Below are 17590 nucleotides of genomic sequence, written 5' to 3' on the forward strand. Positions count from 1 at the left end.
CGCGTTCCTTCGCCTTGCTTCGTCGTCGACGAAAAGGCAGTGGAGCGAAACCTTGCGGTTCTGGCCGATATCGGCGAGCGGTCCGGCGCACATATTCTGTCCGCGCTCAAGGCCTTCTCCATGTTCGCTCTGGCCCCGCTGGTGCGCCAGTATATCGGCGGCACCTGCGCCAGCGGCATCTACGAGGCCCGGCTGGGCCGCGAGGAATATGGCGGCGAGGTCGCGACCTTCTGCGCGGGCTACAAGGAAACCGACATCGACGAAATCCTTGCGCTCTCAGATCACATCATCTTCAACAGCCCCGCGCAGAAAGACCGCTTTTTGGCCAAGGCACAGGCCGCCGGGCGGCAGGTCGGGCTGCGCATCAACCCCGAACATTCCGAAGGCGAGGTTGCGAAATACGACCCCTGCGCCCCGTGCTCGCGCCTCGGCACCCCGGTCAGCCAACTAGACGCCAAGGCGCTGGAGGGCGTGGATGGCCTGCACATGCACACGCTCTGCGAACAGGGGTTCGAGCCGCTGGCGCGCACATGGGCGGCGATCGAACCGAAGCTCGCGCCATTCCTGAACAGCCTGAAATGGCTGAATTTCGGCGGCGGCCACCACATCACCCGCAACGACTATGACCGCGACGGGCTGGTGGAGTTTATCAAACACATCCGCGCCAAATACGGCGTCGAGGTCTATCTGGAACCCGGCGAAGCCGTGGCACTGGACGCGGGCATCCTGGTGGGTGAAATACTCGACCTGCCGCACAACGGCATGGATCTGGCGATCACCGACATCTCGGCCACCTGCCACATGCCCGACGTGATCGAGGCCCCCTACCGCCCCGCCCTGATGGACGAAGCCGAAACCGGCCACACCTATCGCCTGGGCGGCCCCTCGTGCCTGGCGGGAGACGTGATCGGCGACTACATTTGGGCCGAGCCGCTGCGGATCGGGCAGCGCTTTGCCTTCCTCGATCAGGCGCATTACTCGATGGTCAAGACCAACACGTTCAACGGCGTGCCCCTGCCCACCATCGCCCTGTGGAACAGCGAAACCGATGACCTGAAGATCATCAGGGAATTCGGCTACGACGACTTCAAAGAGAGGCTTTCATGAGCATTTTCCTCGACAGCGAACTGACCGAGGCCGAACGCAGCGAAGACGCCCGGTTCCGTGTCATCCCGGTGCCGTTGGAACGGACGGTCTCCTACGGTTCGGGTACTGCAGGCGGCCCCGCCGCGATCATCGCAGCCAGCAATGAACTCGAACGCATCACTGGACATTCCGAACCCTGTGTCGATGGCATCTTCACCGAACCTCCGCTGGATTGCACCGGCCCGCTGCCGGACATCATGGAGCGTCTGGCCCAGCGCACCGAGGCCGCCATTCGCGCGGGCAAGGTGCCGGTCACGCTGGGCGGCGAACACTCGCTGAGCTATGGCGCAGTGATGGGGGTGGCGCGAGCATTGGGTGAACCTATCGGCATCGTGCAGATCGACGCCCATGCCGACCTGCGCGACGCCTATCAGGGCGAGAAACACAGCCACGCCTCGGTCATGCATCTGCTGGCCGAGGAAGGCGTCCGTCTGGCGCAATTCGGCGTACGCGCCTTCTCGACCGAGGAAGCCAAAAGCCGTCTGAGGAACCGTGTCTTCCATGTGGATGCCGAAGAATTGGTGACCGGCAACCTCCATGCCGTCGACCTGCCCGAGGACTTTCCCGAACTGGTCTATGTCAGCTTTGACGTCGACGGGCTGGACCCCTCGTTGATGCCCGCAACCGGCACGCCGGTTCCGGGCGGGCTGGGATACTATCAGGCGCTGCATCTGGTCGAGCACGCCCTGAAAGGCCGCCGCTGCGTGGGCTTTGACGTGGTCGAACTGGCCCCGGACGGCAACGCTGCGTGGGAATTCACCACGGCACAGATCGTTTATCGCCTGATGGCCTCCTGCTAGGCGTCTGCGGTTTCGTTCAGCTCCATATGCCCGTCGCCCTTGTTCAACACGCGGCGCAGCATGGGCTCGAAGAACTCCAGTGGCCTGGTCGGATAGTCCGGGTCGAACGCCTTTTGATCGTATTCGTGGCAGAAATAGCGGCAGTCCTCCCAGTAAGGGCTGTCGCGGTATTTGTCCCGCGCGTTGCGGTCCCCACCCAGGTGGTGGTTGTAATAATAACCCTGGAACACACAGTGGTGTTTCAGGATCCAATGGGTGCGTTCGCTGACATAGGGCTTCATCATCGCCGCTGACAGCTCGCCGTGGTTGTAGGGTGACAGGATGTCCCCGGTGTCATGGATCAGAGCAGCCACGACCAGTTCCTCATCCGCGCCATCCTCGTAGGCCCGCGTCGCGGCCTGCAGGCTGTGCTGATACCGGTTGACCGGATAGGGTGTCCATTCCTCGTCCAAGGACCGGATCGCGTCCAGAATCCGGTCGGGCAAAGCCGCGTTGTACGCCTCTTCATATTCCATGACGGCGTCCCAATCGGCCTTGGTGGCCTCTTCGAAACTGGTCCAGGTGGGTTTGTGGCTTTTGTCCAGCATGGCGGGTCCTTTGTCTGCGGGTCACAGCCAGACTAGTCGCGACCAACCAATAGAAAAAATGAATTGATTTTATCACAGCGATCAAAAAATAGTGCCACATGCAGATGCGTGAGCTCGAAACGTTTTTGTGCGTGGCGGAAACCGGTGGTTTTCATGCTGCGGCACGGCGGATGAATGTGACACAGACGGCTGTCAGTGCACGGATTCGCCAGCTTGAGGCCGCCACGGGCAAAACGCTGTTTTCACGTGGTGCCGGCGGTACCAGCCTCACCGACTTCGGGGCACAGTTCAAACCCTATGCCGAACAGATTCTGTCGCTTTGGTCCTTCGCCTCGCAGGACCTGCCGGCCCAAAGTCAGGGTCGTGTGGCCCTTCGCTTGGGCGCTCAGCTCAGCATCTGGGACCCGCTTCTGGTCGATCTGGCCGTCCGGTTCGAGCAGAGGTTTGGCAAACTTCTGTTGACGCTCAACTATGACCACACGCTGAACATGGCCGAGGCCGTTGCTTCGCACGTTCTGGACGTGGCTTTGACACATGAGAGGCCATCGCGGTCCGGGATTTCGTGCCAGGAATTGCCGCCCGAGCACTTGATCCTTGTCGAGACGCCCCATCTGGCTGAGTCCGGTACCGATCCTGTTTTCATCAATCTCGAACTTGGTGAAGGCTATCAGGAGCATGTACGCGGTCTTGCCCGGCTGTCTGCTGGGCAAACCGTGTTTCTGGGCAATTGCATGATGGCACTGCGCTATATCCTGCAACGCGGCGGGCGCGGTTTTTTCCCGCACAGCGTCGTCGCCCCGCACTTGGAGAACGGCGCGCTTCGCAAGGTCGAGGAAGCCGCACCACTAATTCTACCGGTCCACTTGGTCTCGCGCGCCGAGGATGACCACCCAAAACTGTTGGATGAATTACGCCAGTGCCTGTCAGAGCTGCGGGGCTGACCTCAGGCTGGGGATGGCGCGGGTGCGGCAGTTCTCACCCGCCGGCGAATGATCGGTCTTCCGGCGAAAGCGAGGAACACGGCCGATATTGCGAACCCGACAACGGCCGGACCATAGAGCAGCGGCCATAGCTTCGCATCCTTGATCACCACCGGAGATACGAACCCACGCACGCCTTCCAACAAGACAAGAATCGTGAATGCCGCGAATATCTGAGGCCAAAGGCCGAACCGGGAAAAACTGCCCAGCATCAGAGTCGAATACCCCACCAGCGCCACGGTGATGCAGATCGCGATCCAGGAAAACCGCTGGTGCAGCTCTTCCACCAATTCCCCCAACGGGTAGCCGTCTGCCACGGCGACAGCGTCAAGATCGCCCAACAACTCGATCGTCGGAATCGCCTCAAGACTGCGGCGTCCATTGTCAGTGTTTCGGGACAGCTCCGAAATGTCGTATGATGCATCGTCGAAAAGGGTCGACGACAGGGTCTTGCCTTCCTTGTTCAACCGCAGTGCAACCCCATCCACCATGACCAGATGAACGCCGGATCCGTTGTTCACCAGATAGGCGGACGTGCTGGAGTATGTGGCGGGGTTTTCCTGATCGCGACGGTCGGACACGAACACCTCGTGCAATGTGCCATCCAGATCAATCCGACCGATATAGACGGTCACGCCCCGAGCCGGGTGCATGAACTCCCCCTCGTTGAGCAACTGCGCGGTGATGTCACCTGCCACCTCGGCCTGGCGCAATTCCAGCTGTTCTACGGATGCGGGCCGCAGAATGACGCTGACGATCGCCATCATCAGCCCCGCCACCAGACCAAACAGCAACACCGCCCGGCCCAGCCGCCATGGGCTGGACCCGGTGGCCAGCATCACGGTCAGCTCGCTTTCCCGGCTCAGCCGGTTGGTGGCATAGACTGCGGCGGCAAAGACCGCCATCGGCATGACCGTTCGGACAAGTGTTGGCAGGGTCAGCGCCGTGAACTCCAGAAATACCATAGCCGACTGACCGCCACTGATGACGTGTTCGAACAGGCTGACCGAGCGGGTGATCCAGAACACGCCCACCAGAACAAGCGTGAAAAAGCCGAAAAGAACCAATAGCTGCCGCAGGAAATACCCATCAAAGCGCGACATGTGACCTCTTTCGGCTGTTTTATCCTGGCGGGACATTAGGCCATTCGCCAGTCAAGGGGAACCGCGATTGCGCCCCAGTTCACCGGCCGGCACAAGGATTTTGGTGTGCCACAGCCACCGCAGGACCTTAACCGCCGAGGTGGGTCCGATGCGGCTCGACCATCGCTGCAGAATATCGGGCACAGAGCGTGAGTCGCGCAGATCGGATATCAACGGCGCCAGTTCGGCCCCCGCCAGCGAGTGGACCGGGCGCGGCAAATTGGGGTGGGTCAGAATCTCTGACCGCACAACATACGCGTCGCCTTGCACACCGCCCTGTATCAGCTTCGCCTCCGGCGACCGGCGAAGCACCTCGCCCGGGGACAACTCGGCGTTCTGCAGGTCCGCAGGCGGGCGGCGAAGCCAGTCCAGAGGCTGTGCGCGCTGGCTCCAGAACGGACCAGAGGTGACCTCGTGGTGACGTGCATAGAATGCCGCCGCCAATTCGGCGTGGGTTTCGACGCGTTCGCGCTGTCGTTCCGAATAGAACCCCAGCGCGATGTTGGTGTCGCTGGGCCGGGTCAGAATCGTGTTTGCAACCACTGCGGCCTGCATGGCTTGCGCCATAGCCAGTTGCACCCCTTGCGATGACAGCGCATCGACTGAGAAACTCGCTTCGCCCACACGCAGCAGATCATCGGCGGGCGGGGTCAATTCACATTGGCTGCTGGCATCACACCGGCGCACCGGGCCCATCCGCGCCTGTTCCAGACAGCCGGCCAGAAGAGTCGATCGTGCCAGAAGGTTCAGATACAGATCACGCCGGGCCGCCGGCGACAAACCAGTGCAATCCGACGGGTCGACAAAAACGCAAGCGTTGACCGTACCATCTGGCTGTGCTGCGCCCCAATACCAATGGGCATCACCAGCCTCCACGCGGGCCTGCGTGCCAAAACCCGGAGGGGCTTGCCAATAGGCATAGAGCGCCGTCAATGGCGCTGAGGCCGGGCGGAACCTCCGACCCAGTCCCGCTTGCTTGCCCGCCGCATCCACCAAAAGGTCAGCGCGCAGCCGGCTTTTTCCCTGCGCCGTCAGGATCGGAACCTCCCAACCGGCGCCGGTGCGCCGTGGTCGATAGGCGCGTGCGGGTTGCAACACACGAACACCCGACTGGCGTGCAGCGTCCAGCAGGATGGCATCGAACCGGCTGCGATCCACCAGAAGGCCCGGATCGTCAACTGGTTCACCCCGCCTTTCAAACGCCCCGCCCCACATAAGGACGGAACCCGACGATTGCAGCAATCCCGCAGCTTTCATCGCATCGTCCACACCCAGAAACCGCAGAATGGGCCAGATGGAGGCAGGCAGTGACTCGCCTATATGATGGCGTGGGAAGGTGGCACGCTCCAGCAGACAGACCCGTCGCCCCAGCTGTGCCAGCCGCATCGCTGTCACGGCCCCGGCCGGGCCACCGCCGATCACGCAGATCTCGGCTTCAATCTCGGCCGCCATCCGCTGCGCCCTCAGGCCGAACGGCGGGCAGCGTCGCCGAAGAAATCCGGGCGGGCAGCCGACAGCCGGACATAGGCCTGCAGGCAATAGTCCAGCCAACCGCGGATATAATCACATGCCGGGCGGCCACGATGAATGACCTCGTGATGGCAACCGCCACCGCACATGTACCGTGCCCAACAAGTGTTGCACGGCGATTGGTTGTGCACGTGGCGCTCGGCCAGCCAGGCTTCTCGCCGCGCATCCGGGCCGTCATGGACGTTGCCCATCGCGGCCAAGTCATCCTCGACGAAGCGGTGGCAGGCGAACAGATCGCCATCCGCCGAAACCCCGAAATATCCGCCACCGGCTCCGCAAGCGTAGGGCCGGTGCGTGCCACGGTGGATCTCGTGCATTGCGGCGGCCATGTTCGAGAAGGGAAAGCGGCGGCCCTGCAGCACTGCGTCTTCGAAAACGCGTCCGCAGCGGATCATCTGCGAAAGCATTTCGGCCATGTCCTTGCTGCTCATTTCTTCGCGCCCGGTTGGCGAAGCCAGCATGGGTGAGAACCCGACCGAGTGGAAACCCAAGCCTATGAAATGGCTCAGGGTCTCAGGCAGCTCGATGTTGCGCGGTGTCACAGTAACTCGAGCGCCCACCTGCATGCGGTGCTGTTTGTCCAGCAACGGCAGCACCTTGCGCAGAATGGTGTCGTAGCTGCCGCGCCCACCCTGGTTGGGGCGCAACCGGTCATGTGCCTTGCCAACGCCATCCAGACTGATGGTGACGGCAAAGGCGTGGTCTTCGAAAAACTCAGCGTCTTCCGGGCGCAGCAACGTGCCATTCGTCGTGATCGAAAATCCCACATCCACTTTGTTGCGTTGCGCGTGTTCAGCAGCATAAACCGTCGTTTTTCGGATCAGGTCGCGATTGATCAACGGCTCGCCTCCAAGAAAGGCCAGATTGATCCGGGTGCCGGGTTCCGCGTCCATGATCAGCCGATCGACCGAGGCTTTCGCGACCTCCCATTCCATACTGCGGGCAGGACCACCAAAGCTGCCCTGCGAGGCATAGCAATAGGTGCATGCCAAGTTGCATTTCTGTGCGACCGCCAGCGACAAAGACCTGACCGGTATGCGGCGCGGCGGCGCGTCGTCAATGAACGGCACACCATCAAGACCCATCTGCGTCAGTAACTCTCGCTGACTTTCGGCGGCCATACGGGCGAAGTGATCCGCCGTTCCTTCGGGCACATCGAACACGCGCGAGCCATCTACGGCCAGCATGTGCTCGCCCAATGTCGTTTCGAAAAAATGCACCTCGGCAGATGGGTCGGTCATGTCTCGACCTCGGGCCAGAACGGGATACCGATACCCTTTTCCGCCAAGGCTTCACCGGCGACCCGGAAGCTTTTCATCGTGTCGCGCACCTGCTGGATATACTTCTGCGCTTCGGTAAATCGGTTCTGAGCCTCGTTTCGATAGGCCTGTTCGAGCCCATCGGTGATGCGGCGGAACAGATCCAGTGCCTCTTTCGCCTGCGTTTCCGAGCCCACTTGGATCGGGCGCAGATAGGCAGGTGTGCCGCGGCCCGTTTGGTATTTGGCCAGAACGTCCTTCATCTGGCGGAACCGCAGAAAATGCTCGTCGCCGTCGGTGTCGATCCGCACGGCCAAAGCATACAGACGCCGATCGGTGAACGCCTTGTGTTCCAGTGTCGCCACGGACTGGGCATAAGCACGGTCGATGAACCCGTCGGGGCGTTCGATCTCGATGAAGTCGTCGATGGCCTCAGGCGTCAAAGGGCGCAACGACCGTGGGATGATCCGCTTGGGTCCGATGGGCAGGGCAAGCGCGGGCGTCAGCACCGGTTCGTAATCCTTGCCCTGCAACGACCACAGCAACTGGTTTGCCCAGCGCATGTGGGTCATCTCGCCGATCGCAACTTCAAGCAGGGCGCGCCGCGCAAAGATCAGATCATCCTTCAGCGTTGGCCAGCGCTCGGAACCGACGGTTTCGGGATCGGCCAGCGAAAAATAGGCATAGAGGTATTGCAGGCTGAGCGTCATCTCCATCGGCGCCAGACGGGTCTGCAGGTCTTTGACCATCGCCGCTACGCTTTCATACGGTTCGACACCGGGCAGGTCCGTGTCGGCCTCATAGACTTCGCCGGTCTCGCGTCCCTCGACTACGATCGGCAGGTCGCTCCACATCTGGTTGACCTCGTAATGGTCGATCTGAAACGGGCGGTTCTGTTCGACGGTATTCAACGCCGCCACATTGCCCGAGGGCGATTTGTCCGAGCGCAGCCAATCCAGATAGGTTTCGGCCACAACCGGATCGTCGGGCGCACCAGTCGGCAGGCGGGTGTCATGCGGTACTTCGGCAGTGACCACATCCGGGTGGTTTGATGGCCAGTAGTGGCAGCCGCAATCCCGAAAGTCATGCGACCAGGGATTGCACAGGCTTTGGGTCAGCTCTCCGGGGTCGTAGGCCGTATCGAACACGCCGGCTTCGGTGCGGTACTGCCGGCGGTATCCATGCAGGACGACCGGCGGTGCGTCGACGACACCGTCGTGATTGCGCCGCTCCAGTGCGATGGTCACCGGATGGTCGTCGCCGCATTCAAGGCTGCGGATGAACCGCCAGACCAGCATGCCGTCGTAGGGTTTGCCCTTGTCGTCGCGGAACGAGATACGTCGACCGCCTTGTTCGACCCAGGCCAGAAACCACCGGCCGCTGGACAGCTCGGCGCCGATTTCGCCACGATAGGCGTCCAGCAAATCCTGCACCCAAGGTGTCGAACTGTCATCGGGCAACATCGGGTCATAGAAATAGTCGACATAGACCAGATGAAACCCTTGCGCGTTTCCGGGTGCTTCCGGAACCGGGTTCAGCGGGACACGTACGGCATTGAAAACCAATCCCGGAAAGAACCGGCGATCGAGGTCGCGCACGTCCATTTCCAGCCCCGGGAAACAATTTCCGACCGACCCGTCCAGCCGGGTGTTGTCAGGGTTTCCGGGCACCTTGTAGGCCGCACGGGCCGTCAGGTTGCGGGGTTTGATGCGGATCGGCGCTGGTTTGTCAGACATCCCGAGGCTCTCCTACCGGTTCGGTTTCGGGCGCGGGCGGGTGCGCCTCGAGGTAATCGATGAAAGACATCACCAGATGGTACTGCCGCCGTGACAACGAGAGCGGAAAATAGTTTGAATCCCGCATGTAAGGCGGCATGCGGGCGTCGTGCATCATGTCGCGCACGATCCGTGGGTCGCGGAAGGCGGGATCGGGTGTCTGGTCAGGGTTCGGGTCCTCTTCGAACTGGGCCAGAACGCCAAAGGGTGGGCGCATCAATCGCCGAACGAAATCAGGCCTGCGGCGCAGAAAATCCAAAAGGTTTTCCTCATCGATCAACTGCTCGTGCACAAACTTGGTGGCGACCGTATAGGGCAGCTGTTCATTCGGGACCGAGTTCGAAAAGACCGAAATCGGCTGTGGGCGGATCAACTCGTCGATCTTGTCGGGCGGCACCGCGTCCTTTTCCGTCATCGATGCAGCATCGGTGGACGGCAGGCCCGGTGTAGGTGCGATATTGGTCTGCGCCTGAAGAGAGGCATTGTCCTTGAGGCCCTGTGCCCGGATGTCATCCAGATTGATCAGGCTGTTGGTCTCGAACGCCCTTCGGAAGATGTCGACCACTTCGGTTTTTGCATCAACGTAGTTTTCGGCGGTGACCGAGATCAACGACATGTCGCGATCCGCCAGATCGTCTTCGAGGCTGTAGAAAGGCCGGCAATCCGGTGCGAAATCCGGCGGTCCGGTGAAGATGCGCGCCCGGGCGACCAAACGCTGACCGCGAACAGCCAGCGTGGCCTCGATCGTTCCATCACACGTGTCGTCAACCACCCCCCAGGACTGATCGTTGCCGACCCGTGCACCATCATAACTGTCATGCGGTTCGGGATCGTCAGACAACCCCGACATCATGATCCACTTCGACCACGGCGTGTCCGGGTTCAGGATGCGGTTCTGGGCCGGCACGATCTCATGAATCCGGCCATATTCCGATTTGGGCGGGTCATTCTTGTATCCCGGAACAGCAAGGGTTGCGGGACCGAAGGCGGCGTCGGGCGGGCCGTATACCTCGCCCTTGGGCGGAGTGAACCGCAAACGTAGAAGACTGCGGTCCACCATCTCGCCGGGCACCGGCTCGTCCGTCCCTTGGGCCGGGCGGACAACCCGCACCGAGCCCAGCGGGATCGGGTTGTGTTCATAGACCAGCGGTTGCTGTTCCGACGTGTGCGGACTGAAGGCCAGCAAGGGTTTGGGAGTAAAATCCTCGGCCGCGATCTCGACCCGTGTACGAAACCCGCAGGCTGCATCTCCGGTGCGGCGGGCGGCTTTCTGATTACCTACAGCGACCGTGTAGCGGATGTTCTTCAGCGACAGCCCCTGCCCTTCAAGAAGGTTCAGAGTCACAGGAGTTTCATAGGCCTCGCCGGTTTCAGCATCGAACATTCGCGCCCACAGTTCAAAGAACGGCGCGACCGGGCGCAGGGCGCCGGTGCCTTCATCCCGAAATCGAATCTTCCGCGGGTCCGGCAGGTAGGCCGAGACACTCCCATCCTCGTTTTCCCGCAAAGTCACGTTCGAGCGTATGACCGTCTTGTTGTTGCCATGCGCGTCCAGATCCTGCTGCCATTCGTAGCTTTCCAGCGGGGTCTCGCCCGGGCCAAGCCTGGCAACGGCCATCGGCGGCAGAAAGAAGATTTCCTGTATCGTGTCCATGCCGGGCGCTCTCCAGTTTGGCCATGCCGGTCCGCAACCCGTTTTCAGGGGTACGAATAGCTTTGATAGGTAATCGTCGGGTCCGAGAAGAACGGAGTCGACTTGTCCCGAATGATGTCCGGCGGAGCGTCGTCCGGAACCGGAGAAATACTCTGCTGGTAGTGAAAGAAGTTCTGTGGGTCGAATTTCCGCTTCACGAACAGAAGTGAGTTGAAGTTGTCGCCCCAATAGAGCCAACGATAGTTCAACTGAGTGCGCCGCGGATAATTCTGATAACAGCGATCGATGAAGAAGCCCTCGTCCGTCATCATCTGCATGAACCCATCCAGCCATGGGACCACGACGTCTTTCTCATCCTCGGACAACCAGAACACGTCAACGTAGAAATTCATCGACACGTCGCGGTGAATGAAGGCGTTTCCCTGTTTGCCAACCGGCATTCGGTTGATCGCCCCGCCATACGGCTCGATCGCCACGGCCCCGTAGTCGTTTGGCGTGCTGTCCAGATAATCGACGACCCTTTGCCATTCATCTTGCGACAGTTGGCGGGCGATGTACCCGCCCTGCTTGTCTTCGCGGGCTTGATCCGGGACCACCGGGATGTCGTATTTCTCGTCATACAGCCAGGAATTGATCTGCTGGTAGGTCCCTGTCTTGCTGTTTTCCATGTGGCCGCCAATGGGTTCGTCCAACAGCGGCTGAATGACCCGGCGCCCTTCGTCTTCGGGCCCGTGATATAGGGCCGAGACCAAGAGAACCTTCTGGTCTCCTTGATAAGCCAGAAAGATGTAGGCCCCAAATTTGTCCGAGAGACCGTCCTTCATGTAGTTGGCCTGCAGAAACTCCAAAGCCTTGGCAGCCCTGTCCAGCGGCCATTTGATATGAACGCCCCAAACTTCGTACAGGTTGTGCAGCTTGAACCGGATTTCCAGAAGCACCCCTAAGTTGTTGCCGGTGCCTCCCCGGATCGCCCAGAAAAGATCGGGGTTGGTCGTGTCATCCGCGATTACGATACTGCCATCCCACAGCATCACCGTCACGCCCAGGACATTATCGCAGGCCATTCCGAACAGGCGCGACGTGAACCCGTATCCTCCGCCCATCATGAATCCGGCCACGCAGACATCCTGACACGCGCCACCCGGCACGTGCAGATGATAGGAATCCAGCACCGAGTTCAGGACCTTGAACGGGGTACCGGGGCCGACATAGGCCATCGGGGTATCTGGATCGACCGTCACGTAACACATCCTGCTGGTATCCAGCACCATCGCATTGTTGACCGAGTACCCGGCCGTACTGTGCCGGCCCGATCGGCTGACCACCCACAGATCATGGGCCCGCGCGAAGGCCAGACTGGCCCGCACGTCCTGAATGGTTTCGCAATAGACAATGATTTCCGGGTAGTCCTGAAAGGCCGGGTTCCAAAGCTGACGATCCGTGTTGTAGTTCGGATCCGTCGGCAAAACGACCGATCCAACGAGGCCTTTTTCAAACTCCCGTATCTGCTCGGGCGTAATCGGATGATAGCGCTGCAGCGACAGGTCCGTTCGGCTGGAGGCGACCCGATCCTTGGCCAGAATGGTCTTGCTTATCTTGCGCATGATGGACGCTCCCTTGGCATAACATGCAGAACGCGCAGGGAGAAAACACTGCGCGCACGTATTACGGTCTTTCCATCAACCCATTTCTGCCCGTCCCAAGCTGGCAGAAAGCTTCCGTGCCGGTCAAGAGATCGTTTCAAGCAATGCCCGGGCTTCGAGCAATTCAGGGATGTCGGCCTTTGGGTCGAAACGATCCAGGGCATCGGACAGCAATGGCCCCGGCCGCCCCCCGGTTTTGGATACGCAGCGCGTCAGCTCAACGGCCGCGCGCAATTCGAACAGGCTGGCCCCGCATTTGCGCGCCTCGGACACCGCCTCTTTGAGCATCGGTTCGGGATCTTTCCGCTCATGATCGTCAAGCAACGAGCGGACCCTGAAAACCTCGGCATCGGCCCAGCCTTCGTCGGTGTCTTTGCGCCAAAGTTCGGCCTGCGTCAGCGCCTGCTTGGCGGCCTTGAGCCCCCCGGCACGCACCAGAAGTTCCGCGATCAGCGACAGAAAGAAGCTTTTGTAGTTTCCGGCGCCACTGGACCACCAGTCATCCGACGCCTGCCGTAGGGCCGCGATGTGCTCGGCGTCCGGGGTCCGGTGCGCCCGCGCCCAACTGAGCCACATGCGGGCCGTGATCGACATGAAGGCCAACCTGTGCTCGCGAGAAATCTCCTCCAGCGGTGCGACGGTCGCGATCAGGGCATCGATATCGCGGTGCAACAGATGGACCATGCACGTATAGGTCAGGACCTGGGCCACGCTGTGCGCGTGTTGCAACTCATTGGCCCAGTCCAGAGCCTGCGCCTGAACCTTCCGCGCGCGGGCTGGCTCACCCACCAGGCTGTAACAGACCCCTAGAAAACCGGCTGTGATGGCCGCATGGTCAGTGCCATAGACATAGGCCAGCTTCCCATGTGTTTTGAAATCGTAAAGGGTCCAGGCCTGCTCCAGGTGCGCTCTGGCATCGGTCAGATTGCCGATGTGCAGTTGCACGGCCCCCATGGCGCGGTGCCCTACCATCCGGTGCTCGGTCCGGCCGCTGACTTCGGCCAGGTCCAGGATCTGGTCCGCCACCTCACCGGCCAGGCGGTACTCGGCCCGCACAAGGTGAAACGCATAAAGCCCATTGAGAACCGGGAACAGGCGTTCCGTCTCGCGGGCCCGACGGCACAGCTCGCGCAGCCGGCCATAAGCTTCGCCTGTCGCTTCGCCCGCAATCCCGTCAGTCGAGCGCAGTACACCCGCCCGAAGCACTTGCAGATCAATCTCGCGCAAGTCGCGGTCGTGGCTTTTCGGCAGCTCTGACACAAGACCAAGCGCTTTGGACAAATGGGTCAGTGCTTCGGACAGAGCCGACCGCTCGATCGCTCTCTGACCGGCGTTTTGCCAATGGGTAACGGCCTCTTCGGGTCGGTTTGCCAGCGTATAGTGCTGGGCCAGAACTTCGGGCTGGGTCTGTGCAAGATAGGGTTGCTGGTCCAGCAATACACCTGCGGCCTGGTCGTGCAAGACCTGCCGCTCGGACCGCAGAAGGCTGTCATAGGCCATGTCCCGGATCAGAGCATGGCGAAAAAGGTATTCGTCCTCGGCCCCGTCCGGTGGCCGCTGGATGATGCCCGCCATGGCCAATTGTTCCAGGCTGGCCTGCATCGAGGCTGCCGGCAGCATTGAGACCGCCGCAACCAGAGCCACCGAAAAGCGTCGCCCGAACACCGCACCGGTCTGCGCCACGTCCTTTGCCATACCCAGGCGGTCGAGACGCTCCATCAGCGAATCCTTGAGCGTGCTGGGCACCGACAGCGACGGCAGCGGACCGCGCAGGACATAGCCATCCTCGGTCAGCCGCAACTGGCCGGATTCCAGAAGGCCGCGCGTCACCTCCTGTACAAAGAGCGGGATCCCGTCGGTCTTGGCGGCAATCAGGTCGCAGACCGGTCCCGGCAAAGATTTGCCCCCCGCAACATCAGTGACGATTTCCGCCACCTCGGCATTCGACAATCGGGTCAGGGGGATGTGCAACGTGTTGTGGTGGTGCCCCCAGCTAGGGTCGAATCCCTGCCGGGCCGTAACTACGATCAGAACCGGCAGGTCACGAATCCGCTCGATCACCCTATCCGTCAGCGAAAGCGTGGTCGGGTCCACCCAATGCGCATCTTCGAACAGCAACAGAACGGGTTTGCTTCGCGCCATCGACACCAATTGCTGCGTGACGGCTTCCAGCGTCTTTTCAAGCTTGACCTGCGGCGGCAAGTCCAAGGGTCCTAGTGCATCGTCGGCATCGATGCTCAACAAATCCGCAATCAGGCGCTGCTGTTCGGACGTCAGGTACCGCAGCAGCGGCAGAAGCTTGTCCAGCTTTTGGGCGTCCGTATCCGCCGGCGCGAACCCGGCTGAACGTTCCAGTTGCTGCACGATCGGATACAGGGCACTGCTTGAGTGCAGCGGCGAACATTGGAAATTCAGACGCAGAGTGTCCTGACCCTGCAGCTCGTGCGCCAACCCTTCGATCAGCCGCGACTTTCCGATCCCCGCCTCACCCGAGATCAGAACGGATTGACCCGCCCCGTGACTGGCTTCGTTCCACTTGTCACACAGCTTGCGAAACTCGGAGCCGCGCCCGATCAGGCGGCCGGAACCCGCTTCGGGATTGATCTCGAACCGCCGTTCGATCCGTGCGGTACCCTCGACGGTCCAGGCCTGAATCTCGTCCGCAAACCCCTTCAGAACATGCCTTCCGGCATCCTTCAGTCGAAAAGCGCCCCCGATCAGGCGGCGCGTCGAGGGGCTGATGATCAGCGAATTTGGTTCGGCCAGCCCCTGCAGGCGGGCGGCCAGATTCGGCGTCCGCCCCATGACCACGTCGTTTTCCCGCAACCCGTCCCCATAGATGGTGCCGACCACCACAAGTCCCGTGGCGATTCCGATCCGCGCCTGCAGCTCTTCCTTTCGGTCGATCGCGGGCAGTTCGTCCAAAATCTGCAACCCGGCCTCGATCGCGCGCGAGGCCGCATCCTCCTGCGCGTGCGGATAGCCGAAATAGATCATCGCACCATCCCCCATGAAACAGGCGATGTGACCACCGAATTTCGAAACGGCGGTTGTGCAAGTCTCTTTGAATCGCCGCACCAGCTCGCCCAGGTCTTCCGGATCCAGGCGCTCGGACATTGCCGTTGAGCCGACGAGGTCGACGAACATGACCGTCAATTGCCGGCGTTCGGCCACGATTTTCCCCTGTCGGCGGGTGTGCACGGCGTCACCGGCCGTGTCCTGGGCAAAACGCGCGGTTGCGGCAAGCAGGCGACGTCTGGGCCCTAGCGGCAGCCCGAGATCGATCAGATCATGCTCGGACAGATGAACGAGGTCGGACAAGGCCACTTCTGCCGCAGCGAAGGCGGGGGCGTATTTGGACAGCCCCAACTTCTCCAGAAAAGCGGCGATATCCGTCATTTCTCCCCCAACGGCCTGTCCAACGCCGGTTTGTTTTGGCTCGGTCCACCCCGCGCAGATCGCGCGTCGCAAACCGTGGCCCGTTCACTATCCAACTGACTGAACAGCCTTTTCGTTCTTTACCCGCACGTCAAGAGGTTTGGCGAACCAAACCGACACAGCACGGTTGACCTTGGAGGCAGAATTGTTGAATCGCTTGGAGAATGGCAGGGGCAGCAGGGTTCGAACCCGCGACCTACGGTTTTGGAGACCGTCGCTCTACCAACTGAGCTATACCCCTGTGGTGCGCCATCAGATATGCCAGAGGCGCGACGGACTCAAGAGGCTTTTTCAGTTTCTCGGGCACATATGCAATCGACAAAGAAGTTGCGTGCGTCGTGCAGTTCTATAAGACAAGGTTCGGCCCACCGAGAGGAAATAACCCTTGAGCCTTCGCAAGAAGATTGCTGACAGCGAGACAACCCTGAACTGGGCCGCGCGCCGCATCGCCAGCTATATCAGGATGGTCCATCGCAACACCAAATGGCAGCGGATCGGCTATGATGAGTTGGACAAGCTCGCGGAACAGGGCGAGCCGGTCATCGTCGTGCTTTGGCACCAGCGGCTGGCCCAGTCGCCCTATTTCTTTCCGCTGGAAAAGGGGCGCATTTGCTCGATCACATCAGCCGCGCGCGCCGGCAGCATGGTGGGCCGGGTGCAGAAGCTCTTCGGCATGGACACCATCGCCATGTCCAGCCACAAGCGTCACGTGGCCCTGTCGCGTGAAGTGCTGGGCAAGATGAAACAGGGGATCTCGATCGGCATAGCTGCCGACGGTCCACGCGGCCCGGAACGGGTGTGCTCGACCGTCCCGCTGGTCTGGGCGCGCAGCTCGGGAAAACGCGTTTTTGGCATCACCTATTCGGCCCGCCATGGCCGTGAGGCGGGCACCTGGGACCGGCTGCTGCTGCCGCGCCCCTGGCGCAACGAAGGCGTCTTCCTTTGCCGCGAATGGACTGAGACCGTACCCCGCAAGGCGTCGGAAGAGCAGATCGAGCAACTGCGTCACAGCCTCGAGAAGCACATGAATGACATCACCGCCGAGGCGGATCGTATGGTCGGTCGCGCCCCGTGGGAACCAAAGCTCTGATCAGCCCGCCTGCTTTCCGCCAAAGTCACGGCGAAGGGCACCGGTTTGCTTGCCCCCAAGCCTTCTGCGTTCCCGAAAAAATCGCTGACGGTGCAGTCGACTTCGTGATCATCATCGCTGAGAATGGCGTCGCGCATGTCTTCCAGGTCCTTGTTGTGAAGGATTTGCGCCCCGTAATTCAGAAACTCAAAGCCAAACATCGCGTCCTCCTGCTGTTCGGGCATTCTGCCGAGCGTGCACAGGTCGCTTTCGGCGTTGCACATCAGGTAGACATTCAGCTTCTAGAGCAGATGGGCGGAAGGTTAAGATTTCTCAAGCCGAGGGTCGGGGGCACTACCAAATCGAAAACACTGGCAGACTTGGAACCGTCTGATCGGCTTCCCAACAAGAAAAAGGGCGCCCCAAGGGACGCCCTTTCCATCAGTATGCGCTGATGCGCCTTACTCGATGATTTTGGACACGACGCCTGCGCCGACGGTGCGGCCGCCTTCGCGGATGGCGAAGCGCAGACCGTTTTCCATGGCGATCGGGGCGATCAGCTCAACG

The 17590-nt window shown here is 61.0% G+C and carries 14 protein-coding genes and 1 tRNA gene; 5 read left to right on the forward strand and 10 right to left on the reverse strand.

The window, feature by feature from the left end; genetic code table 11:
- Together nspC and speB are read left to right on the forward strand one after the other, a co-directional pair.
- Window positions 1-1107 (forward strand): carboxynorspermidine decarboxylase (gene nspC / locus AC2FM5_RS15545; protein WP_496736665.1); only part of this gene is annotated, 1107 nt, incomplete at its 5' end.
- A complete protein-coding gene (gene speB, locus AC2FM5_RS15550; RefSeq protein WP_170451214.1) occupies window positions 1104-1946 on the forward strand; it encodes an agmatinase in 843 nt (280 codons plus the stop codon). The genes nspC and speB, both read left to right, overlap by 4 nt.
- Here the strand turns inward: speB and AC2FM5_RS15555 are convergent.
- Complete coding sequence (locus tag AC2FM5_RS15555) at window positions 1943-2533, reverse strand: HD domain-containing protein (protein ID WP_170441277.1); 591 nt, start codon at window positions 2531-2533, stop codon at window positions 1943-1945. The genes speB and AC2FM5_RS15555 overlap by 4 nt on opposite strands.
- A gap of 104 nt (window positions 2534-2637) precedes the next feature.
- On the opposite strand from AC2FM5_RS15555, the gene AC2FM5_RS15560 reads away from it, so the two are divergent.
- Complete coding sequence (locus AC2FM5_RS15560) at window positions 2638-3474, forward strand: LysR family transcriptional regulator (protein ID WP_496736668.1); 837 nt, start codon at window positions 2638-2640, stop codon at window positions 3472-3474.
- Window positions 3475-3476: 2 nt separating this feature from the next.
- Here AC2FM5_RS15560 and lptF read toward each other — a convergent pair whose 3' ends face one another.
- The 8 genes from lptF to AC2FM5_RS15600 form a co-directional block, all read right to left on the reverse strand.
- Window positions 3477-4616 carry an LPS export ABC transporter permease LptF gene (gene lptF, locus AC2FM5_RS15565; protein ID WP_170390743.1) on the reverse strand — a complete coding sequence of 380 codons (1140 nt, stop codon included), beginning with the start codon at window positions 4614-4616 and terminating at the stop codon, window positions 3477-3479.
- A 51-nt stretch (window positions 4617-4667) separates the two neighbouring features.
- Window positions 4668-6107: a flavin-dependent monooxygenase QhpG gene (gene qhpG, locus AC2FM5_RS15570; protein WP_496736670.1), complete on the reverse strand. Its 1440-nt coding sequence runs from the start codon at window positions 6105-6107 to the stop codon at window positions 4668-4670.
- 11 nt (window positions 6108-6118) lie between these two features.
- Complete coding sequence (locus tag AC2FM5_RS15575; protein ID WP_496736672.1) at window positions 6119-7426, reverse strand: radical SAM protein; 1308 nt, start codon at window positions 7424-7426, stop codon at window positions 6119-6121.
- A complete protein-coding gene (locus AC2FM5_RS15580; protein WP_496736674.1) occupies window positions 7423-9180 on the reverse strand; it encodes a ferritin-like domain-containing protein in 1758 nt (585 codons plus the stop codon). Before AC2FM5_RS15580 ends, AC2FM5_RS15575 begins: the two co-directional genes overlap by 4 nt.
- Window positions 9173-10873: a hypothetical protein gene (locus tag AC2FM5_RS15585; RefSeq protein ID WP_496736676.1), complete on the reverse strand. Its 1701-nt coding sequence runs from the start codon at window positions 10871-10873 to the stop codon at window positions 9173-9175. The genes AC2FM5_RS15580 and AC2FM5_RS15585 overlap by 8 nt, the downstream gene beginning before the upstream one ends.
- 44 nt (window positions 10874-10917) lie before the next feature.
- Complete coding sequence (locus AC2FM5_RS15590; protein WP_496736678.1) at window positions 10918-12477, reverse strand: FAD-binding oxidoreductase; 1560 nt, start codon at window positions 12475-12477, stop codon at window positions 10918-10920.
- Window positions 12478-12600: 123 nt separating this feature from the next.
- Entirely contained in the window at window positions 12601-15915 is a 3315-nt protein-coding gene (locus AC2FM5_RS15595) for an adenylate/guanylate cyclase domain-containing protein (protein ID WP_496736680.1), read from the reverse strand.
- A 204-nt stretch (window positions 15916-16119) separates the two neighbouring features.
- Window positions 16120-16195, reverse strand: a tRNA-Trp gene (locus tag AC2FM5_RS15600).
- Between the two features lie 144 nt (window positions 16196-16339).
- Here AC2FM5_RS15600 and AC2FM5_RS15605 point away from each other — a divergent pair.
- Both AC2FM5_RS15605 and AC2FM5_RS15610 read left to right on the forward strand, forming a co-directional pair.
- Window positions 16340-17044, forward strand: a complete 705-nt coding sequence (locus AC2FM5_RS15605; RefSeq protein WP_496736682.1) for a lysophospholipid acyltransferase family protein — start codon at window positions 16340-16342, stop codon at window positions 17042-17044.
- Entirely contained in the window at window positions 17026-17478 is a 453-nt protein-coding gene (locus AC2FM5_RS15610) for a hypothetical protein (protein WP_496736684.1), read from the forward strand. The genes AC2FM5_RS15605 and AC2FM5_RS15610 overlap by 19 nt, the downstream gene beginning before the upstream one ends.
- Before the next feature lie 6 nt (window positions 17479-17484).
- Here the strand turns inward: AC2FM5_RS15610 and AC2FM5_RS15615 are convergent.
- Window positions 17485-17590, reverse strand: a 106-nt coding sequence (locus AC2FM5_RS15615; RefSeq protein ID WP_143030536.1) for an EF-Tu C-terminal domain-related protein, incomplete at its 5' end; no start/stop codon positions are given.

It is taken from the genome of Ruegeria sp. BHSA162, assembly GCF_059613385.1.